The sequence below is a fragment of the Photobacterium sp. BZF1 genome (assembly GCF_014349205.1).
In the GTDB taxonomy this organism is placed as follows: domain Bacteria; phylum Pseudomonadota; class Gammaproteobacteria; order Enterobacterales; family Vibrionaceae; genus Photobacterium.
In genome coordinates this window covers 43105-62223 of sequence record NZ_JACSOF010000007.1, presented here as the reverse complement: position 1 = coordinate 62223, position 19119 = coordinate 43105, and the positions used below count along the sequence as shown (strand labels likewise).

The following is a 19119-nucleotide window of genomic DNA, read 5'->3' as shown; positions in this document are numbered from 1 at the left end:
ATGCGCACTTCAATATGAAATGATACTTATATTGCAGTGAACACTGTGTGGCTGCAAGGGGAGACTTGGCGATCTGGTGCACAAACAAAAAAACGAAGCCTCTGCTTCGTTTTTCCGGTTTAGCGCAATAGTTCGATGGTGGCCTGTCTGGCTGCATCCGGATCACGGGCCATGATACCGTCGACCACTTTCTGGTGCAGTTCAAGCTTGAGCAGCTTCTCCCGGGTAATCACCCTGAAGTAGCTCTCGAATACTGCCTTGAACAGGTTGCCAAACGGGCTGATGAAGTGGTTACCCGAGGCAAAGTAAATAAGTTGGTGGTAGCGGGTATCCACTTCCACCCAGCGCTCTTTATCAAATTGCTCGCCCAAAGCGTGCATTTCTGCCATCAGACGGCATAGCTCTTCGCGATCGGTTTCATTGGCATTAAGGGCGGTCAGGGCTGCAGCCTCTGGCTCAAGGGAGATCCTGACCCGCTGGAATTCTGCCACCAGCTCGCCGTGCTGCTCGAAATTGAGCCAGGCTAACAAGTCCTGATCGAGGTAATTCCAGTTTCGTTTCGGTAACACCCGGGTACCGATACGCGGGCGGGGCAGTACCATCCCCTTGGCCGCCAACATTTTGATCGCTTCGCGAATCGCTGTCCGGCTCACCCCGTACATCTCACCCAACTCGACTTCCCCAGGCAAAATGTCGCCCGGTGCCGTTTCGCCACGCAAGATCTGTTGTCCGATTGATTCTGCCAGTTTATACGACAAGTTACGGCTGGTAACCCGTCGCTGCTGATCGTGATCCATTAACTCCCTCCAGAGGCTGTTGTTATTGTCCTGCGTCCATAAATTCGGCAGGCACTTATTGCCAGCACGGCTGCATTAGACCACAAAGCGGCACCAGATAAACGGCTTATCTTCACAGATGACGAGACAGGTAACAATTCGCTCGTAAGCATGGGTAATAAATGAGAGGTAAATACTTTTGCCATGGTCAAATATCACTCGACTTAATGATAGGTTGTTGCTATTCTCGCCGCGAAAAATTAAACACTATTTTATTCCCGCAGAGGAACGGCCCAGCCAACAGCACAGATGCGGAAATATTGAATTCACTCTGGCCACGGAAGCGCCTGACTAATAGGTAAATCATGCGCCCAGCCTCGTTCGTCAGGTACAGCACACCTCGCAGTCCATCACGCCTGCGTAGTACCTCGCACGCCCCAACGCTAAAAAGCAAAACAACCAAAGCCGCTGTTCAATCCCTGCCTGTGACCCCAGCCCCGAAAACGGCTGATGTCATCGACCGCAGCGAAAAAGCCGCGTAGCTCCAAGCGAGTATTTAGGGCAGCCTCCGGGCTGCCTTTTTATTTCCATCCATCTATTTGTATCCGTGCCAGCTTTGTTATAACGTTACCCACAATAAAAATATGACTATAAAGTTAACCAGCCTTTACTTAGTGGAGTTGTTATGAAGACCCATCGCGTCAATGAAATGATCGAGCTTATTCACCCAGAATGGCTCAAAGAGCCGGATATGAACTTGGTCCAGTTCTTGTTGAAACTGGCTGAAGAAGCCAAGTTCGAAGGCAAACTGGAAGAGTTGACCGACGACGTGCTGATTTACCACCTGAAGATGCGCAACAGCGAAAAACAGGAAATGATCCCTGGTATCGCCAAAGATTGCGAAGACGACTTCAAGACCGCTATCTTGCGCGCCCGCGGCATCATCAAGTGATATATCTGCTGGGCTGCCATGGCCCAGCATGCTCCCTCACGCTACCCAACCTGCACCAAGCCAGCTCACACTCTCGGCTATCCATTGCCTAAATTATGACCTTGCTAGCGTACTCCTCCACGCGGCTAGGATATACTCTCCCTCGTAACATTTATTTACCAATCTCTTACAATTAAAATGTTCCGGCCAGCAATGTACTGGCTGCCGCTGCCTATGAAGCAGCATCCAAGGAAAGTAATGTCATGACCCAAGAGAAAATCAAGATAAAGGATGTCACCCCGCCAACGTTCAACCCCAAAACCCATAAAGGGGGCAGCGATCGCTTCAACCCGGGCAACCGGATCTATGTCCGGGCCGCCAAAGGGGTGTACCAACAACTGCGGCGGCGCATGGGCTGGTTGTTGATGCTGCTGTTCATGGGCTTACCGTGGATCCCTTACGGTGATCGCCAGGCAATCCTGCTCGATATCGGCCAGCAACAGTTCAATTTTTTCGGTACCACCCTTTGGCCGCAAGACCTCACCCTGCTGGCGACCCTGTTCATGATTGCCGCCTTTGCCCTGTTCTTCGTCACCACCTTCCTCGGCAGGGTATGGTGTGGGTATTTTTGTCCCCAGACAGTCTGGACCTTCATCTATATCTGGTTTGAAGAGAAACTCGAGGGGCCAGCAAACAAGCGCCGCAAGCAGGACAGCATAAAACCGACCGCCAAGCTCATTGGCCGCAAGATCCTCAAACACATTGCCTGGCTCGCCGTGGCCCTCGCCACCGGGCTGACCTTTGTCGGTTACTTCCTGCCGATCAAATCCCTGGTCATCGACTTCTTTACCTTCGGTACCAGTTTCTGGGCTGGCTTTTGGGTGTTGTTCTTTACCGGTTGTACTTACGCCAATGCCGGCTGGATGCGCTCGATTGTCTGTATCCACATGTGCCCTTATGCCCGCTTCCAGTCCGCGATGTTCGATAAGGATACCTATATCGTCGGCTATGATGTGGCCCGCGGTGAAGCCCGTGGCCCAAGGCCGCGCAAAAAAGATCACAAAGCATTGGGCCTCGGGGACTGTATTGACTGTAACCTGTGCGTGCAGGTGTGCCCGACCGGCATCGATATCCGTGACGGCTTGCAATATGAGTGCATCAACTGCGGTGCCTGTGTCGATGCCTGTGATGAAACTATGGATCGCATGGGTTATGACAAGCGCCTGATCAGCTATACCACCGAGCATAAGCTGGACGGCCACAGTACCCATGTCATGCGTCCCAAGCTGATCGGTTATGGCGGCATGATGGTCGCAATGATTGGCCTGTTCTTCTACCTGCTCGCTTCGGTACAACCGATGGGGCTAGATGTGATCCGGGACCGCAGCCAGCTGTTCCGGGTCAATAACCAAGGACTGGTAGAAAATACCTATACCCTCAAGGTGCTCAACAAAACCCAACAAGATAGCCGCTATACCCTGTCAGTCAGTGGTATCGAGGAGATCGAGTGGTATGGCCCGCAACTAATCAATGTCGAAGCCGGTGAGATCTTTACCTTGCCTGTCAGCCTCGGCGTCGACCCGTACCTGCTACAGGGGAATATTGCCGATATCACCTTCACCCTGACCCGGGAAAGCGACGGCAGCCAGATCCATACCGAGAGCCGGTTCATCGGCGAGCTACGCTAGTTGTTTGCTCAATAGAGTGCAAAATAGTGTAAAGAAAGGGCCATCAAAGGCCCTTTCTTATTATGATGTTATAATTGCGTACTATCTGTACCTAGTGGAAAGTCACGATGACACAACAACACGGCTTCAACTTTGCCGATCTCAACCCAGACCTGTTGCTCGATGCCCTCGATAGCATCGGCATCCGTGCTGAATCCGGCCTGCTACCGCTCAACAGCTATGAGAACCGGGTTTACCAGTTTGTCGCCGAAGACGGTGCCCGCTATGTCACCAAATTCTATCGCCCCCAGCGCTGGACCGATGCACAGATTGACGAAGAGCACCAGTTCACGCTGGAATTGGCCGAGCAGGAAATCCCCGTTGCCGCTCCCATTACTATCGGCAAGCGTACCCTGCATCCGTTCCAACACCATCGCCTAGCATTGTTCCCAAGCATGGGGGGGCGCCAGTTCGAAGTCGATAACTTCGACCAACTGGAGTGGGTGGGCCGCTTCCTTGGCCGGATCCATCAGGTTGGCCAGCGCACCACCTTTGCCCACCGTCCGACCATCGGCCTCGAGGAGTACCTCTACCAGCCACGCCAGGTCCTCGAAAATTCGGCGATGATCCCCGACCATCTCAAACATGCTTTTTTTGCCGATCTCGACACCCTGATCCGCGAACTCGAGCAGCAATGGCACACTGATTGGCAATCTATCCGCCTGCATGGTGACTGCCACCCGGGTAATATCCTGTGGCGTGACGGCCCGCTGTTCGTCGACTTGGACGATGCCCGCAACGGCCCGGCAATCCAGGATCTGTGGATGCTACTCAATGGCGAGCGCCATGATCAGCTAGCCCAGCTCGACACGATTCTGGAAGCTTATAGTGAGTTTGCCGATTTCGATCAAAAACAGTTGCAACTGATCGAGCCTTTGCGCGGTCTTAGAATGGTACATTACATGGCTTGGTTGGCCCGTCGTTGGGAAGATCCTGCTTTCCCGCAGGCATTTCCATGGTTTGCCGATGCCAAATACTGGGAAGGCCAAGTGTTGGCATTCAAGGAGCAGTTGGCAGCCCTTCAAGAGCCGCCATTGCAACTGATGCCACAATGGTAATAATACTAATCACAAAACCGGAGAAATAACCTCGTTATTTCAGACCTTTGCTTTAAGGGAGTAAGTTGATCCATGTTTAAGAAAATCCTAGCTTTTGCCAGTGTGGCGCTGCTGTCGCTGTCTGTACAGGCGGCGAAGTTTACCGAAGGGGAATACTACAAAGTGCTTGAGCTGCCTAAATCCAGCAGCCCAGTGGTGACCGAGTTCTTCTCATTCTACTGCCCACACTGTAATAGCTTCGAGCCAATCATCCAGCAGCTGAAGAAAAACCTGCCGGACAATGCCAAGCTGCAAAAAAACCACGTGTCGTTCATGGGCGGCAACATGGGTAAATCAATGAGCAAAGCCTACGCGACCTCAGTGGTACTTGGCGTGGAAGACAAAATGGTACCGGTACTGTTTGGCCGTATCCATGATATGCAGAAGCCACCGCGCAACGACAACGAACTACGCCAGATCTTCCTGGACGAGGGCGTGAGCGCTGAGGACTTCGATGGCGCTTTCAACAGCTTCGCCGTGAACTCGATGGTCAACCGCTTCAACAAAGCATTCCAGGACAGTGGCCTGACCGGCGTACCTGCGGTTATCGTTAACAACAAATACCTGGTTGAAGCCGGCAAGGTTAAATCTGTCGACGAGTACTTCGAGCTAGTTAACTACCTGCTGACCAAATAAGCCTGAGTAAGGTATCGGCACAGCAAGACAAAAAGGCCTACGGGCCTTTTTTGTTTTTATCCCGATATACGCTCTTCCCTTAGCTCACCGTCTACACAACCTGTGCCGTCAACTGACGCAACAACCTATCCATCGCCCGATAGCCCAGCGCTTCAGCAAGGTGCTTACGTTCTATCACTTCACTGCCAGCCAGATCGGCTATCGTCCGGGACACCTTAATGATCCTATGGTAAGCCCGGATAGACAAACCCAGCTGGTGCAGGGCTGTTTCCAAAAACTCTGCATCCTGCTTATCGAGCCTGCAGAAGGTATCCAGCTCACGTGTTCCCAATAGGGCATTGACCTTGCCACTCCGCTCAACCATGGTCTCCCTAGCAGCATGTACCCGCCCACAGATCACCTTACTGGGTTCTCCTCGGTCACCGCCATCAGCCAGTGTGCCCCGGGGCAGGGCCGGGATCTCAATCGACATATCAAAGCGGTCCAGCAACGGGCCTGACAAGCGGCTAAGGTAACGCAGGATAGCCTGCGGGTTAGTACGCGATTGATTGCCTTCGTAAAAGCCACTCGGGCTCGGGTTCAAGGCACCAATCAACTGGAACCGGGCCGGGAAGGTGGTCTTGCTGGTGGCGCGGGAAATCACTATCTCACCGGATTCAAGCGGTTCGCGCAGCGAGTCCAGCACTTTGCGCTCAAATTCCGGCATTTCATCCAAGAATAAGATGCCGTTATGGGCTAGGGAGATCTCCCCGGGGCGGGGGACTGAACCGCCACCGACCAAGGCTGCCATCGAACTGGAATGATGCGGCGTGCGGAAAGGGCGCTGGCGCCAGTTGCCCTCATGGATGTGCTGCTGGGTGAGCGAGGCAACCGCTGCGGTTTCCATGGCCTCTGCGATAGACATGGGGGGTAGCAAATCACACAGCCGTGACGCCAACATGGTCTTTCCGGTTCCCGGCGGCCCGAGAAACAGCAGGTTATGACCTCCTGCCGCAGCAATTTCCAGTGCCCGCTTACCTTGCTGTTGGCCGATAATGTCCTGCATATCACGTGTAGGTGTGCCGCCCTCTATGGGGCCAGTGGCCTCTGACTGGGCCAACACCAACTCCCCTTGGCCATGCAAATGGCTACAGACAGCAATCAGGCTCGGCGCTGATTTATGGCAGTCTTTCCCCACCAGCGCAACCTGATCACCATTGCCGTCAGGTGCCACCAGACAGCGCTTGGCTTGCTCGGCAGCCAAGGCGGCAGGCAGCGCCCCTTTGACCGAGCGCAGCTCGCCAGATAACGCCAACTCCCCCAAAAACTCATAACTATGCAGCTTATTTGCAGGTATCTGCTCTGAAGCAGCAAGAATACCCAGCGCAATCGGCAGGTCGAAACGCCCCCCTTCCTTGGGCAAGTCGGCCGGAGCGAGGTTGACCGTTATCCGCCGGGATGGGAATTCAAACCCGCCATTCACGATGGCACTGCGCACCCTGTCCTTGGCTTCTTTAACGCTGGTTTCTGGCAACCCAACAAGCTGGAATGCCGGCATCCCATTACTGATATGTACCTCGACGGTAACGGCTGGGGCCTGCACCCCGACGCTGGCACGGCTATGGATAATGGCAAGGTTCATCAATCGTCATCCTGCTGTTATTTCAACCAAAAAAGTTAACACTTTTCACCTAATAGGTTTCACCAATAGCCTATTTATGCAGCCGGATTGCAAAATAATTTTGATTTTTTTCTTGTCATGCGATCGATGTCTGTGTTACCACTAGGTCAACACAACGTCTTAACATTAAAAATCGGACAGACAGTCAATGCAATTTATGGCCAACGCCCTCCTACTCATTATCAACGTCATCGTGGTGCTCATTTCACTACGAGGGGGTCGGGCAGGCGTAAATTAGCTGACAAGCACAACAAACGCAGAGAAGCCCCCTAAGCCAACAGGCTAGGGGGCTTTTTTTTGAACTAATTAACCAGAACAGCTGAAATAACCATCAGCACGTCACAGGCAAGGAACAGGGGAGAGCAGCGATGACGGGAGCAGAGTTGGTCGTAAAGGCGCTGCAGAAGCAGGGGATAACAACGGTATTTGGCTACCCGGGCGGGGCCATCATGCCAATCTACGACGCGCTTTATGACGGTGGTGTCGAGCATATCCTATGCCGCCACGAGCAAGGCGCAGCCATGGCCGCTATCGGGATGGCAAGAGCCACCCAGGATGTCGCGGTATGCATGGCAACATCAGGCCCGGGAGCGACTAATTTGATGACAGGTCTGGCTGACGCCTTCCTTGATTCGGTGCCAATCGTGGCAATCACAGGGCAGGTTGCCAGTTCACACATCGGCACCGATGCCTTCCAGGAAATGGATGTGATCGGCATGTCACTGGCCTGTGCCAAGCACAGCTACCTGGTGAGCGATATCAACGATTTAATCCCAACCCTTGCCGAGGCCTTCGAAGTTGCCAAGGCCGGCCGCCCGGGTCCGGTGGTGGTCGATATTGCCAAAGATGTCCAGCTTGCCCAAGCCCCTGAAGGAGACCTGACCCCGATCACTCCACCAGCTATCCCTGTCGTATCCAACGACCAGATAGCAACCGCCCAACAGGTTCTTTCTGCAAGCCAGCGCCCTGTGTTGTATGTTGGCGGTGGCGTCCAGTTGGCCCATGCTACCGACACGGTTCGTACCTTCCTTGCCATGAACCCGATGCCATCGGTCAGCACCCTCAAAGGCCTTGGCACAATCGATCGCCACGACCCGCATTATTTGGGGATGCTAGGGATGCATGGCACCAAGACGGCCAACCTAGTGGTCCAGGAGTGTGACCTGCTAATTGTTATCGGTGCCCGTTTTGATGACCGGGTGACCGGCAAGCTAGATACCTTCGCACCACATGCCAAGGTGATCCATATCGATATCGATGCCGCCGAGTTCAACAAGCTGCGTCATGCCCATGCCCCGCTGCGTGGTGATATCAACGTTATCCTGCCGCAGCTTGAACTGAGCCAGGATATCACTGACTGGGTTGACTACACCTCAAGCCTGCGCCAACAGAACAAGTGGCGCTACGACCACCCGGGTGACCTGATCTATGCCCCACTGCTAATGAAGCAGCTATCAGACATGATGCCGGACTCCTCGATGGTCTCGACGGATGTCGGCCAGCACCAGATGTGGGCGGCCCAACACATCCAGCCACGCCAGCCACAGAACTACATCACCTCTGCAGGCCTTGGCACCATGGGCTTTGGCTTACCTGCCGCGATGGGTGCCAAGGTAGCCCGCCCGGATGACGAGTCTATCCTGATCACCGGCGACGGCTCGTTCATGATGAACATCCAGGAGCTCGGCACCCTCAAGCGCCGCCAGATCCCGGTCAAGATGGTGCTGATCAACAACCAGCGACTCGGAATGGTACGCCAGTGGCAATCTTTGTTCTTCTATGGCCGCCACAGCGAAACCATCCTTGATGACAACCCGGATTTCGTGATGCTGGCCAAGGCCTTCGATATCCCGGGCAAAACCATCACCCGTAAGGAAGAAGTCGAGCCGGCACTGAAAGAAATGATGGCGAGCAAAACGGCTTACCTGCTCCATGTATTGATCTCGGAAGAAGACAATGTATGGCCCCTCGTACCACCTGGCGCGGCAAATCAAGATATGCTGGAGAATACTTAATGGACAGATATTTACTCGACATCAAAGCGGATGATAAGCCAGTATTACTAGAGCGGATCTTGCGCGTTATCCGCCACCGTGGTTTTGTGATAAAACAAGTGAATGCAACCCAAAACCATGAAAGCAAAATTGCCAGTATCGAAATCCTTGTCGACAGCGACCGCCCGATAACGACGCTGATCAACCAAATCGAGAAACTTTGGGATATTCGTACCGTAGAAACCACACTCGTAGAAAACCGAGATTAGATTTTAAGGAAGGAACAAACATGGCCAACACAGCGGATTTTATTTGGTTCAACGGTGAAATGGTGCCTTGGGGCGATGCCAAGGTGCACGTCCTAACCCATGCCATGCACTACGGTACCTCGGTCTTCGAAGGTATCCGCTGCTACAACACCCCGAAAGGTCCGGCGGTCTTCCGCCACAAAGAGCACATGGATCGCCTGAAGAACTCAGCCAAAATCTACCGCTTCCCGATCCCATACAGCTCAGATGAGCTGATGGAGATCTGCCGCGAAACCCTGCGGGTCAACGAGCTGGAGTCAGCTTATATCCGCCCGCTGGGCTATGTCGGCAATGTTGGCCTGGGCGTCTGCCCACCAGTAGGCACCGAGATGGATCTGATGGTCGCAGCTTTCCCATGGGGTTCCTACCTCGGTGAAGAAGCACTGGAAAATGGCGTTGATGCGATGATTTCCAGCTGGCACCGTGCCGCGCCGAATACCATCCCGACGGCAGCCAAAGCCGGCGGTAACTACCTATCATCGCTACTGGTTGGCGGTGAAGCCCGCCGCCACGGCTATGCCGAGGGTATTGCCCTGAGCGTAGACGGATACCTATCTGAAGGGGCTGGCGAGAACCTGTTTGTCGTCCGTAACGGCATCCTATCAACGCCACCAACCACCAGCGCCATTTTGCCGGGTATTACCCGAGACACCATCATGACCCTGGCCAAAGAGCGTGGTTATGAAGTCCGTGAAGAAAACATCGCCCGTGAGGCCCTATACCTAGCAGATGAGATCTTCATGACAGGTACCGCAGCTGAAATCGTGCCGGTCCGCAGCGTTGACCAGATCACGGTGGGCGAGGGCAAACGTGGCCCAATCACCAAGGTGCTGCAGGAAGCCTACTTCGGCCTGTTCAACGGCACCACCGAAGACAAATGGGGTTGGCTTGACTACGTTTACCCTACCGACAAGTAAACACTGACACAGCAGCCGGTGTGGATACCACACCGGCCAAGCAATACAGCAAAAGGATTTTTCGTTATGCCCAAGTACCGCTCCGCCACCACTACCCATGGCCGTAATATGGCTGGTGCCCGTGCCCTATGGCGCGCCACCGGTGTTAAAGATGAAGATTTCGGCAAGCCAATTATTGCGGTGGTAAACTCGTTCACCCAATTTGTTCCGGGCCATGTCCACCTCAAGGATCTCGGCCAGTTAGTCGCGAAAGAAATTGAAGCGGCGGGCGGTATCGCCAAAGAATTCAATACCATTGCTGTTGATGATGGTATCGCAATGGGCCACGGCGGCATGCTCTACTCACTACCGTCACGTGAGCTGATCGCCGACTCGGTCGAATACATGGTCAATGCCCACTGCGCCGATGCCATGGTGTGTATCTCGAACTGCGACAAGATCACCCCGGGGATGCTGATGGCCTCGTTGCGCCTCAATATCCCAGTGATCTTTGTCTCCGGCGGCCCGATGGAAGCCGGCAAGACCAAGCTGTCGGATCAGATCCTCAAGCTGGATCTGGTTGATGCCATGATCCAAGGTGCCGATCCAAACGTCTCTGATGAGCAGAGCGAGCAGATCGAACGCTCGGCGTGCCCAACCTGTGGCTCTTGTTCAGGCATGTTCACCGCCAACTCAATGAACTGCCTGACCGAAGCCCTTGGCCTGAGCCAGCCGGGCAACGGTTCGATGCTGGCGACCCACGCCGACCGTGAACAGCTATTTATCAACGCCGGCAAGCGCATTGTCGACCTGACCAAGCGTTACTACGAGCAGGATGACGAAAGCGCACTGCCTCGCAATATCGCCACCAAGCAAGCGTTCGAAAATGCCATGGCGTTGGATATTGCGATGGGCGGTTCGACCAACACTGTCCTCCACCTTCTGGCAGCCGCGCAGGAAGGCGAAGTGGATTTCACCATGGAAGATATCGACCGTATGTCACGCCAGGTCCCGCACTTGTGTAAAGTGGCCCCGTCGACCCAGAAATACCACATGGAAGATGTCCACCGTGCGGGTGGTGTTTACGGCATCCTTGCCGAGCTTGACCGTGCAGGCCTATTCCAAAGCGATTGCTACAACGTACTGGGTGAGCAGTTCTCGGAAAGCTTCAAGCAATACGATATTGTCCAAACCCAGTCCGAGGACGTGAAATCATTCTTCCGTGCAGGCCCTGCAGGGATCCGTACTACCCAGGCATTCTCGCAAGATTGCCGCTGGGACACGCTGGATGATGACCGTGAGAACGGCTGTATCCGCAGCAAAGAACATGCCTTCAGCCAAGACGGAGGCCTTGCTGTGCTATCCGGCAACATGGCACTGGACGGCTGTATCGTCAAAACCGCAGGTGTGGATGAGAGCTGCCTGACTTTCACTGGCCCTGCCATTGTGTTCGAAAGCCAGGAAACCGCAGTTGAAGGTATTTTGGGCGGCAAGGTCAAAGCCGGCGATGTGGTAGTGATCCGCTACGAAGGACCTAAAGGTGGCCCGGGTATGCAGGAAATGCTTTACCCGACCACTTACCTCAAGTCCATGGGGCTTGGCAAGGAATGTGCCCTGATCACCGATGGCCGTTTCTCCGGCGGCACCAGCGGCCTGTCAATTGGCCACGTCTCTCCGGAAGCTGCCAACGGCGGTACCATTGGCCTGATCCAGGACGGCGATACCATCGCTATCGATATCCCGAACCGCAGCATTGATCTCCAAGTTGACGAAGCAACCCTGTCCAGCCGCCGTGCGCAAGCCGAGCAACGGGGTTGGAAGCCATTGGATCGCCAGCGTGAAGTGTCTTTTGCCCTGCGTGCCTACGCCAACCTTGCGACCAGTGCCGATAAAGGCGCGGTGCGCGATAAATCGAAACTGGAAGGGTAGCCTATGATGAGCGAAGCCACTCAGGCCAATGAGGTCGAGCTCCCCAGCGGGGCTGATTACCTGCGGGATATTCTCCGGGCACCGGTTTATGAAGTCGCTCAGGTCACGCCGTTACAAAGCATGCCCCGCCTAGGCGGGCGCATCGGCAACCAAGTCCAGCTCAAGCGGGAGGACCGCCAGCCGGTTCACTCGTTCAAGCTGCGCGGTGCCTACAATATGATGTCCCAGCTCACTGACGCCCAGCGTCAGGCTGGGGTGATTGCCGCTTCGGCGGGGAATCACGCCCAGGGCTTGGCCATGTCAGGCAAGCACCTCGGCGTACAGGCGACCATCGTCATGCCACGTACGACCCCGGACATCAAAGTGGATGCTGTTCGTGGTTTCGGCGGTAAAGTCGTTCTGCATGGTGGAAACTTCGATGAAGCCAAAGCCCACGCCGAAATGCTGGCAGGGCAGCACGGTTACACCTTCATCCCTCCTTTCGATCACCCAGCAGTGATTGCCGGGCAGGGGACGATTGGGGTTGAGCTGGTGCAGCAAAATAGTCACCTCGACTACATCTTTGTTCCCGTCGGCGGCGGTGGTATTGCAGCTGGGGTCGCAGTACTGATCAAGCAGCTAATGCCACAAATCAAGGTGATCGGGGTCGAAGCCGAAGATTCCGCCTGCCTGCGTGCTGCGCTGGATGCCGGCGAGCCGGTAACCCTGGAGCAGGTCGGTATGTTTGCCGATGGTGTCGCGGTCAAACGGATTGGCGAAGAGACATTCCGCCTGTGCCAACAGTACCTCGATGACTCTATTACGGTAAGCAGTGATGAGATCTGCTCTGCAGTAAAAGATATCTTCGAAGATACCCGGGCAATTGCCGAACCTTCCGGTGCGCTATCTTTGGCCGGATTGAAGAAATTTGCTGAACGCCACCAGCTAAAAGACAAACAGCTAGCGGCAGTGTTGTCGGGGGCCAACCTCAACTTCCATGGCCTGCGTTATGTCTCTGAGCGCTGTGAGCTAGGTGAAAAACGCGAGGGTTTATTAGCCGTTACCATCCCTGAGCGACCTGGGGCATTTCTTGATTTCTGCCATATCCTTGGCGGCCGTGCCGTCACCGAATTCAACTACCGCTACAACAATGACAGCTTGGCCAATGTCTTTGTCGGGGTACGTTTGATTCAAGGACAGGAGGAGCTCGACAGCATCATTACGGATCTACGCAAAGGTGGTTATCCAGTAGTGGATTTGTCTGATGACGAAATGGCTAAGGTCCATGTCCGCTATATGATTGGCGGCAGGCCGTCGAAGCCATTGAAAGAAAGGCTATACAGCTTTGAGTTTCCGGAATATCCCGGTGCGCTACTCAAGTTCCTCAACACCTTGGGCACCCACTGGAATATCAGTCTATTCAATTACCGCAACCATGGTGCTGACTATGGCCGGGTGTTGTGTGGGTTTGAATTGGAAGAGCAGGATTTGTTGTCCTTTACCAGTCACCTCCGTGAACTCGGCTATAGCTGGAAAGACGAAACAGATAACCCGGCCTATCAGTTCTTCCTTGCTCAATAACACCGGGATTCGTATTTCTGACAACTACAAGGCAGCCTCCGGGGCTGCTTTGTTTTCACTGTCACCTTCCATGCTAATATGTTCCAGTACCACTTTAAGCTGACTGATATGGCAAGCCAACATTTTGCTGCGCAGGGGTTCTGAGAGCTTTTCATACAGGGCTGAAAGCTGGATCAACTCAGATTTCAACTGTTCATGCTGCATTTCCGGACGTTGGATATCAAACACAAACCAGCCTAGCGGTTGCCCGGTAAGTTCAGCAATCTTCACCAAAGTGGAAATCCTCGGTTCTGTTTTGCCCGACTCGAGGTCCAGGTAGGTTTGCCTGGCAACATTCAGATGTCTGGCCATCGCCACCTGGGAAATACCTTTCCATTCCCTCGCATCCTTTATCCGTTGTGCGATCCACGTTTTTACTTGTTCCATAGCCTCCCCGCTTATCCCTTCCACGCCACAAACTGCAACCTATGGATATGGAAGGATTATCTCACTCCCTTAATGAGTATAATGTCATTCATATGATGATTATTCATTACGAACAATGATTTACACAGCAGGCAAGTCTACAAACTGTGAATCCCTCCCTTCACTGACCAGCAATCAAGACACTACTCATATTATTATGTCGGCATACGCCGACACACATCTGACCACTTTATGACTTGTCACGTTGGGTTAGCGCACGGGTATATTCCGCCATAAAGCCCGCCAAATTAATGCTTTGCTGCAATATGACATTTCTGGCTGAATGGGGTAACCGGCTGAAATACTGCAACAGGCGATCGATCTCTTCTTTATATTCACTTTCCAAAATTTCAATGCCTTCATCACCGTACACGAACCAAGTTAATGGACGCTCGGTGATCTCCGAAATTTCCGAGAGCATCCTGACTTTGGGCTCAGTTTTACCTGTTTCCAAATCAAGGTAAGTCTGACGAGCGACCTTCAGTTGCTGGGCCATATGGACTTGGGTCAGGCCTTTCCATTCCCTGGCTTCTTTTATACGGGCTGCGATTTGGGCTTTCGGATCTGTCATGTCACACCTCCAATACAACACAATGAATAATGCCTAGCTTTCATTACTGGATTGCACAACATAAGCCAACTTGAGAGTAATTTAACAATCCATTAAATAACAACAATTTACTCGTATATACCGTTCGCGCTGTTGTAATTTGGTTTGCAAAAGGTAACTAGGATGCCCAATTTTCCTAAAACGCAAAAAAATCATTCACCCCTGTCTAGATAGTAGACGCTACCACCTAAGGGCAATAAAAAAGGCACCCGCTTGGGTGCCTTTTCTCATTTATGAGACAAGCTATTAGCACAATGGCTAACAGACTGATTTTTATTCGACCGTTACCGCCTTGGCAAGGTTACGCGGCTGATCCACATCCGTACCTTTGATCAGTGCGACATAGTAAGAAAGCAACTGCATTGGGATGGTGTAGTAAATCGCTGCCGTGATCTCACTGACGTGTGGCATGGTAATGATCTTCATTGTCTCATCACCTTCAAAGCCGGCATCTTCATCAGCAAAGACATACAGTAGGCCACCACGTGCACGTACTTCCTCAACATTTGATTTCAGCTTCTCTAGCAGGTCATTGCTTGGTGCTACCACAACAACCGGCATGTCAGCATCGATTAGCGCTAGAGGACCGTGTTTCAGCTCACCGGCGGCGTAAGCTTCAGCATGGATGTAGGAGATCTCTTTGAGTTTCAGAGACGCTTCCATCGCGATTGGGTAGAACTCACCACGGCCAAGGAACAGGGTATGGTGCTTGTCGGCAAAATCAGGCGCCAGCGCTTCGATCTCTTTCTCGAAAGACAGAGCAGCGTTGATCTGCTGCGGCAGGACATGCAGGGCCTCGACGATCTCCTTCTCTTTCTCTTTGCTGATGCGGTTTTGCTGTTTACCCAGTGCCGTTACCAGCATCAAAAGAGCTGAAAGCTGAGTAGTAAACGCTTTGGTTGAAGCCACACCAATCTCAACCCCCGCACGGGTCATGAAGGCAAAATCAGATTCACGCACCAGGGATGAACCTGCGACGTTACAGATAGTCATTGCCGCCATGTAGCCTTTCTCTTTCGCTAGGCGAAGCGCGGCTAGGGTATCAGCCGTTTCACCCGACTGGGAAAGGGTGATCAGCAGGCTGTTAGGACGGGTAACGAATTTGCGGTAGCGGAATTCAGAAGCGATTTCCACATCACAGCTTACGCCAGCAATGTCTTCGAACCAGTAACGCGCAGTCATACCCGCGTTGTAAGACGTACCACAGGCCACAATCTGGACATGCTCAACCTTGCTTAGGATGTCTGCCGCGTTGACACCAATCGCTTCAGTCACCACAGAATCCGCTGTGATACGGCCTTCCATTGTGTTGATCAACGCAGTTGGTTGCTCGTAGATTTCCTTCTGCATGAAGTGACGGTACTGGCCCTTGTCGCCCGCATCATGCTCTGCATTAGATTCAGTGATTTCACGCTCGACACGCTCACCGCTAGCATCAAATACGGTTACTTCACGGCGAGTGATTTCTGCTACATCACCTTCTTCCAGGTACATGAAGCGACGAGTCACGTTAAGCAGTGCCAGTTGGTCAGAGGCCAGGAAGTTTTCACCCACACCGAAACCGATGACAATTGGGCTACCTGAGCGCGCAACCACAATGCGGGATGGGTCTTTGCGATCTAGCGCAACGGTACCGTAAGCACCGTCCAGTTGCTTAGCTGTCTTCTGTACCGCTTCTAGCAGTGTTTCTGATGTACGTAGTTCCCACTCAACCATGTGCGCGATAACTTCAGTATCGGTTTGGGACTCAAACACGTAGCCACGGGATTGAAGAAGCTCACGCAACTCTTCGTGGTTTTCGATAATACCGTTGTGGACTACTGCGATGTCGCCAGACATGTGTGGGTGGGCGTTGACTTCAGACGGCTCACCGTGGGTCGCCCAACGGGTATGGGCAATACCAGTGCCGCCAATAACCTTGGCTTCGTCTACTGCATCGGCCAACTCTTGGACTTTGCCCAGACGGCGAACACGGGTTAGGTTCGCGTCACCATCGACAACCGCGACACCGGCAGAGTCATAGCCGCGGTACTCAAGACGGCGTAGCCCTTCAACCAGAATTTCCGCTACATCACGCTGTGCTACCGCACCAACAATCCCACACATAGTTTCTTGCTCCTAAATTTATTCCGCTGGGGCGCAGACCACCTGCACACCATGCTGTTCAATCTGTTGTTTGGCTTTCATGTCCAAGCCGTCATCGGTGATCAGGGTACTGATGTTGTCCCATGGCAGTTCGAGATTGGGGATCTTGCGACCCACCTTGCTCGATTCCACCATCACCACTACTTCTCGTGATACCTCGGCCATTACCCGGCTGAGGCCCACCAACTCATTAAAGGTTGTTGTCCCACGCGCCGTATCGATGCCATCAGCACCAATAAATAACTGGTCAAAGTCATATGAACGTAGCACTGATTCAGCCACCTGGCCCTGGAACGCTTCGGAATGCGGGTCCCAAGTCCCCCCCGTCATCAACAAGGTCGGCTCGTTTTCCAGGCTGTTGAGCGCATTGGCGACATTGAGCGAGTTGGTCATCACGATCAGGCCATGCTTGTCATTCAGTAGGCTGATCAAGCTTGCTGTGGTGCTGCCGCTATCGATGATGATCCGGTTATGGTCTCGGATACGTGCAGCAGCGGCCTTGGCAATTGCCAACTTACGAACCGAAACTTGTTCTTCCGGTTCACTGACCATTTCAGTGGGTATCGATACCGCACCACCGTAGCGGCGCAGTAACAAACCATTTTTTTCTAGTTCAGCCAAATCCTTCCGAACTGTCACTTCGGAGGTAGCGAAATGCTTGGCTAGGGTATCGACACTTACTTCGCCCTGTTCATTGACCATTGAAAGAATGGCATGGCGGCGTTGTTGAGTATTACGCTTTGACATTAAATTACGAACTGATAAACATAAGTTTCGAACTGAAAGAAATACTAGCAGATCAAAACTTTTTTGATCAACTATGTGCAATTAATTTTTTATTCGAAAGAAGAGTAATAGACACACGGCAACATTTGCTGCAGATATGAAAAAGGCAAGGACACCGCCTTGCCTTGAATAAGTCAAAGTAAAAAACTACTTCTTCTCTGGGCGCTTCCAGCCTTTGACTGTGCGGGCTGGCGCGCGAGTGATCACCAACTCGCCTTCACCCACATCGCGATTAATCGTTGCACCGGCACCAATGGTTGCTCCTTTGCCAACCTTAACCGGCGCGATAAGCTGAGTATCGGAGCCAACAAATACATCATCAGCAATCTCGGTCTTGAACTTGTTGGCACCGTCATAGTTACAGGTAATGGTACCCGCACCAATGTTTACACGATCGCCAATCTCGGCATCACCCAGGTAAGTCAGGTGGTTCGCTTTCGATCCTTGGCCCAGACGCGCTTTCTTCATTTCAACGAAGTTACCAACATGCGAGTCACCCACAAGCTCAGCCCCCGGGCGAAGGCGGGTAAACGGACCCACCGTACAATCTTCACCAACCGTTGCCCCTTCAATGACGCTGTATGGGCGGATCAAGGTGTTATCGTCAATCTCACAGTCCTTAAGGATGGAACCCGCACCGATAACCACGTTGTTACCTAGTGATACGCTACCTTCGATAATGACGTTGGCATCGATTTCCACATCAGTCCCGCACTGCAGCTCACCACGTAGGTCAAAACGGCTTGGGTCACGCAGCATCACGCCTTGCTCCAGCAAGCGCTCGGCCTGCATGCTCTGGAAAGCACGCTCGAGCTTGGCCAGCTGAACACGGTTATTCACACCTTCGACCTCGATAGCACGTACCGGGTGTACTGCTTCAACAGCACGGCCTTCGTTGTGGGCGATTTCGATAATATCGGTCAGGTAGTATTCGCCCTGGGCGTTGTCATTTTTCAGGGCTGACAACCAGCGTTTCAAGTCGCCACCGTTGGCCACCATCACACCGGTATTGATTTCCTTGATCATCTTCTGCTCTTCAGAAGCATCTTTTTGCTCAACAATCGCCACTACCGGGCCGTTGCGACGCACGATGCGGCCATAGCCCGTCGGATCTTCCAGGACGACTGTCAGGAGGGCAATTCCGCCGTCAGGCTGGGCATCAAGTAGGTTTTCCAAGGTTTCGCTGCTGATCAGTGGCACGTCACCGTATAGGATAAGCACCTTCTCATCTTCCGCCAGATCAGGACAAGCCTGGTTGACCGCATGGCCCGTACCCAGCTGCTCGGCCTGCAATACCCAATTGACAGGCTCTGCGCTAAGTGCTGCCTGCATCTGGTCACCACCGTGGCCGTATACCAGGTGGATATTGTTGGCGCCCAGACCCGCACAGGTATCAATCACGTGTTTGGCCATCGGCTTACCTGCCAGTGTGTGCAACACTTTAGGAAGGTTGGAGTACATACGGGTTCCCTTTCCCGCGGCGAGAATCACAGCGCTAAAGCTCATGACTTAATCCTCTTGGTGCATATCAAATAAGTAACCTAGCTCCATTGTATAATGCCAAGGACACAGGCGCAGGGAAATTAGATAATTTTTTGC

17 protein-coding genes are annotated in these 19119 nt (G+C 53.1%); 10 read left to right on the top strand and 7 right to left on the bottom strand.

Annotated elements, in window-relative coordinates:
• Positions 1-119 precede the first annotated feature (119 nt).
• Positions 120-797, bottom strand: coding sequence for a FadR/GntR family transcriptional regulator (locus BIZ37_RS02680; RefSeq protein WP_187460188.1), 678 nt, complete (start codon positions 795-797; stop codon positions 120-122).
• 344 nt (positions 798-1141) lie between these two features.
• Between BIZ37_RS02680 and BIZ37_RS02675 the strand changes: the two genes are divergently transcribed.
• The 5 genes from BIZ37_RS02675 (at position 1142) to BIZ37_RS02655 (ending at position 5167) form a co-directional block, all read left to right on the top strand.
• Positions 1142-1318 carry a hypothetical protein gene (locus BIZ37_RS02675; protein ID WP_187460187.1) on the top strand — a complete coding sequence of 59 codons (177 nt, stop codon included), beginning with the start codon at positions 1142-1144 and terminating at the stop codon, positions 1316-1318.
• A 143-nt stretch (positions 1319-1461) separates the two neighbouring features.
• Complete coding sequence (locus BIZ37_RS02670; protein ID WP_107301389.1) at positions 1462-1728, top strand: YihD family protein; 267 nt, start codon at positions 1462-1464, stop codon at positions 1726-1728.
• Positions 1729-1970: 242 nt separating this feature from the next.
• Complete coding sequence (ccoG, locus tag BIZ37_RS02665) at positions 1971-3395, top strand: cytochrome c oxidase accessory protein CcoG (protein ID WP_187460186.1); 1425 nt, start codon at positions 1971-1973, stop codon at positions 3393-3395.
• A 107-nt stretch (positions 3396-3502) separates the two neighbouring features.
• Positions 3503-4492: a serine/threonine protein kinase gene (locus BIZ37_RS02660; protein ID WP_187460185.1), complete on the top strand. Its 990-nt coding sequence runs from the start codon at positions 3503-3505 to the stop codon at positions 4490-4492.
• A gap of 72 nt (positions 4493-4564) precedes the next feature.
• Complete coding sequence (locus BIZ37_RS02655) at positions 4565-5167, top strand: thiol:disulfide interchange protein DsbA/DsbL (protein WP_187460184.1); 603 nt, start codon at positions 4565-4567, stop codon at positions 5165-5167.
• Between the two features lie 91 nt (positions 5168-5258).
• Here the strand turns inward: BIZ37_RS02655 and BIZ37_RS02650 are convergent, their stop codons facing one another.
• Complete coding sequence (locus BIZ37_RS02650) at positions 5259-6788, bottom strand: YifB family Mg chelatase-like AAA ATPase (RefSeq protein WP_187460183.1); 1530 nt, start codon at positions 6786-6788, stop codon at positions 5259-5261.
• Positions 6789-7195: 407 nt separating this feature from the next.
• Here BIZ37_RS02650 and ilvG point away from each other — a divergent pair, with 407 nt between their 5' ends.
• From ilvG to ilvA, 5 genes are all read left to right on the top strand, one after another.
• Positions 7196-8842, top strand: coding sequence for an acetolactate synthase 2 catalytic subunit (gene ilvG / locus BIZ37_RS02645; RefSeq protein ID WP_187460182.1), 1647 nt, complete (start codon positions 7196-7198; stop codon positions 8840-8842).
• A complete protein-coding gene (gene ilvM / locus BIZ37_RS02640) occupies positions 8842-9090 on the top strand; it encodes an acetolactate synthase 2 small subunit (protein ID WP_107300824.1) in 249 nt (82 codons plus the stop codon). Before ilvG ends, ilvM begins: the two co-directional genes overlap by 1 nt.
• Positions 9091-9110: 20 nt before the next feature.
• Positions 9111-10046: a branched-chain-amino-acid transaminase gene (ilvE, locus tag BIZ37_RS02635; RefSeq protein ID WP_187460181.1), complete on the top strand. Its 936-nt coding sequence runs from the start codon at positions 9111-9113 to the stop codon at positions 10044-10046.
• 66 nt (positions 10047-10112) lie between these two features.
• Positions 10113-11954, top strand: a complete 1842-nt coding sequence (ilvD, locus tag BIZ37_RS02630; RefSeq protein WP_187460180.1) for a dihydroxy-acid dehydratase — start codon at positions 10113-10115, stop codon at positions 11952-11954.
• A 6-nt stretch (positions 11955-11960) separates the two neighbouring features.
• Positions 11961-13514 carry a threonine ammonia-lyase, biosynthetic gene (gene ilvA / locus BIZ37_RS02625; RefSeq protein ID WP_187460196.1) on the top strand — a complete coding sequence of 518 codons (1554 nt, stop codon included), beginning with the start codon at positions 11961-11963 and terminating at the stop codon, positions 13512-13514.
• A 24-nt stretch (positions 13515-13538) separates the two neighbouring features.
• On the opposite strand, the gene BIZ37_RS02620 is transcribed toward ilvA, so the two are convergent.
• The 5 genes from BIZ37_RS02620 to glmU all read right to left on the bottom strand — a co-directional run bounded on the left by BIZ37_RS02620 (position 13539) and on the right by glmU (position 19026).
• Positions 13539-13940 carry a helix-turn-helix transcriptional regulator gene (locus BIZ37_RS02620; RefSeq protein ID WP_187460179.1) on the bottom strand — a complete coding sequence of 134 codons (402 nt, stop codon included), beginning with the start codon at positions 13938-13940 and terminating at the stop codon, positions 13539-13541.
• 229 nt (positions 13941-14169) lie between these two features.
• Entirely contained in the window at positions 14170-14550 is a 381-nt protein-coding gene (locus BIZ37_RS02615; RefSeq protein ID WP_039468230.1) for a helix-turn-helix transcriptional regulator, read from the bottom strand.
• 312 nt (positions 14551-14862) lie between these two features.
• Positions 14863-16695, bottom strand: coding sequence for a glutamine--fructose-6-phosphate transaminase (isomerizing) (glmS, locus tag BIZ37_RS02610; RefSeq protein ID WP_187460178.1), 1833 nt, complete (start codon positions 16693-16695; stop codon positions 14863-14865).
• A gap of 18 nt (positions 16696-16713) precedes the next feature.
• Positions 16714-17481 carry a DeoR/GlpR family DNA-binding transcription regulator gene (locus tag BIZ37_RS02605; protein WP_187460177.1) on the bottom strand — a complete coding sequence of 256 codons (768 nt, stop codon included), beginning with the start codon at positions 17479-17481 and terminating at the stop codon, positions 16714-16716.
• A gap of 186 nt (positions 17482-17667) precedes the next feature.
• Positions 17668-19026 (bottom strand): bifunctional UDP-N-acetylglucosamine diphosphorylase/glucosamine-1-phosphate N-acetyltransferase GlmU, encoded by a 1359-nt coding sequence (gene glmU, locus BIZ37_RS02600; protein WP_187460176.1) that lies wholly within the window; start codon positions 19024-19026, stop codon positions 17668-17670.
• Between the last annotated feature and the right edge of the window lie 93 nt (positions 19027-19119).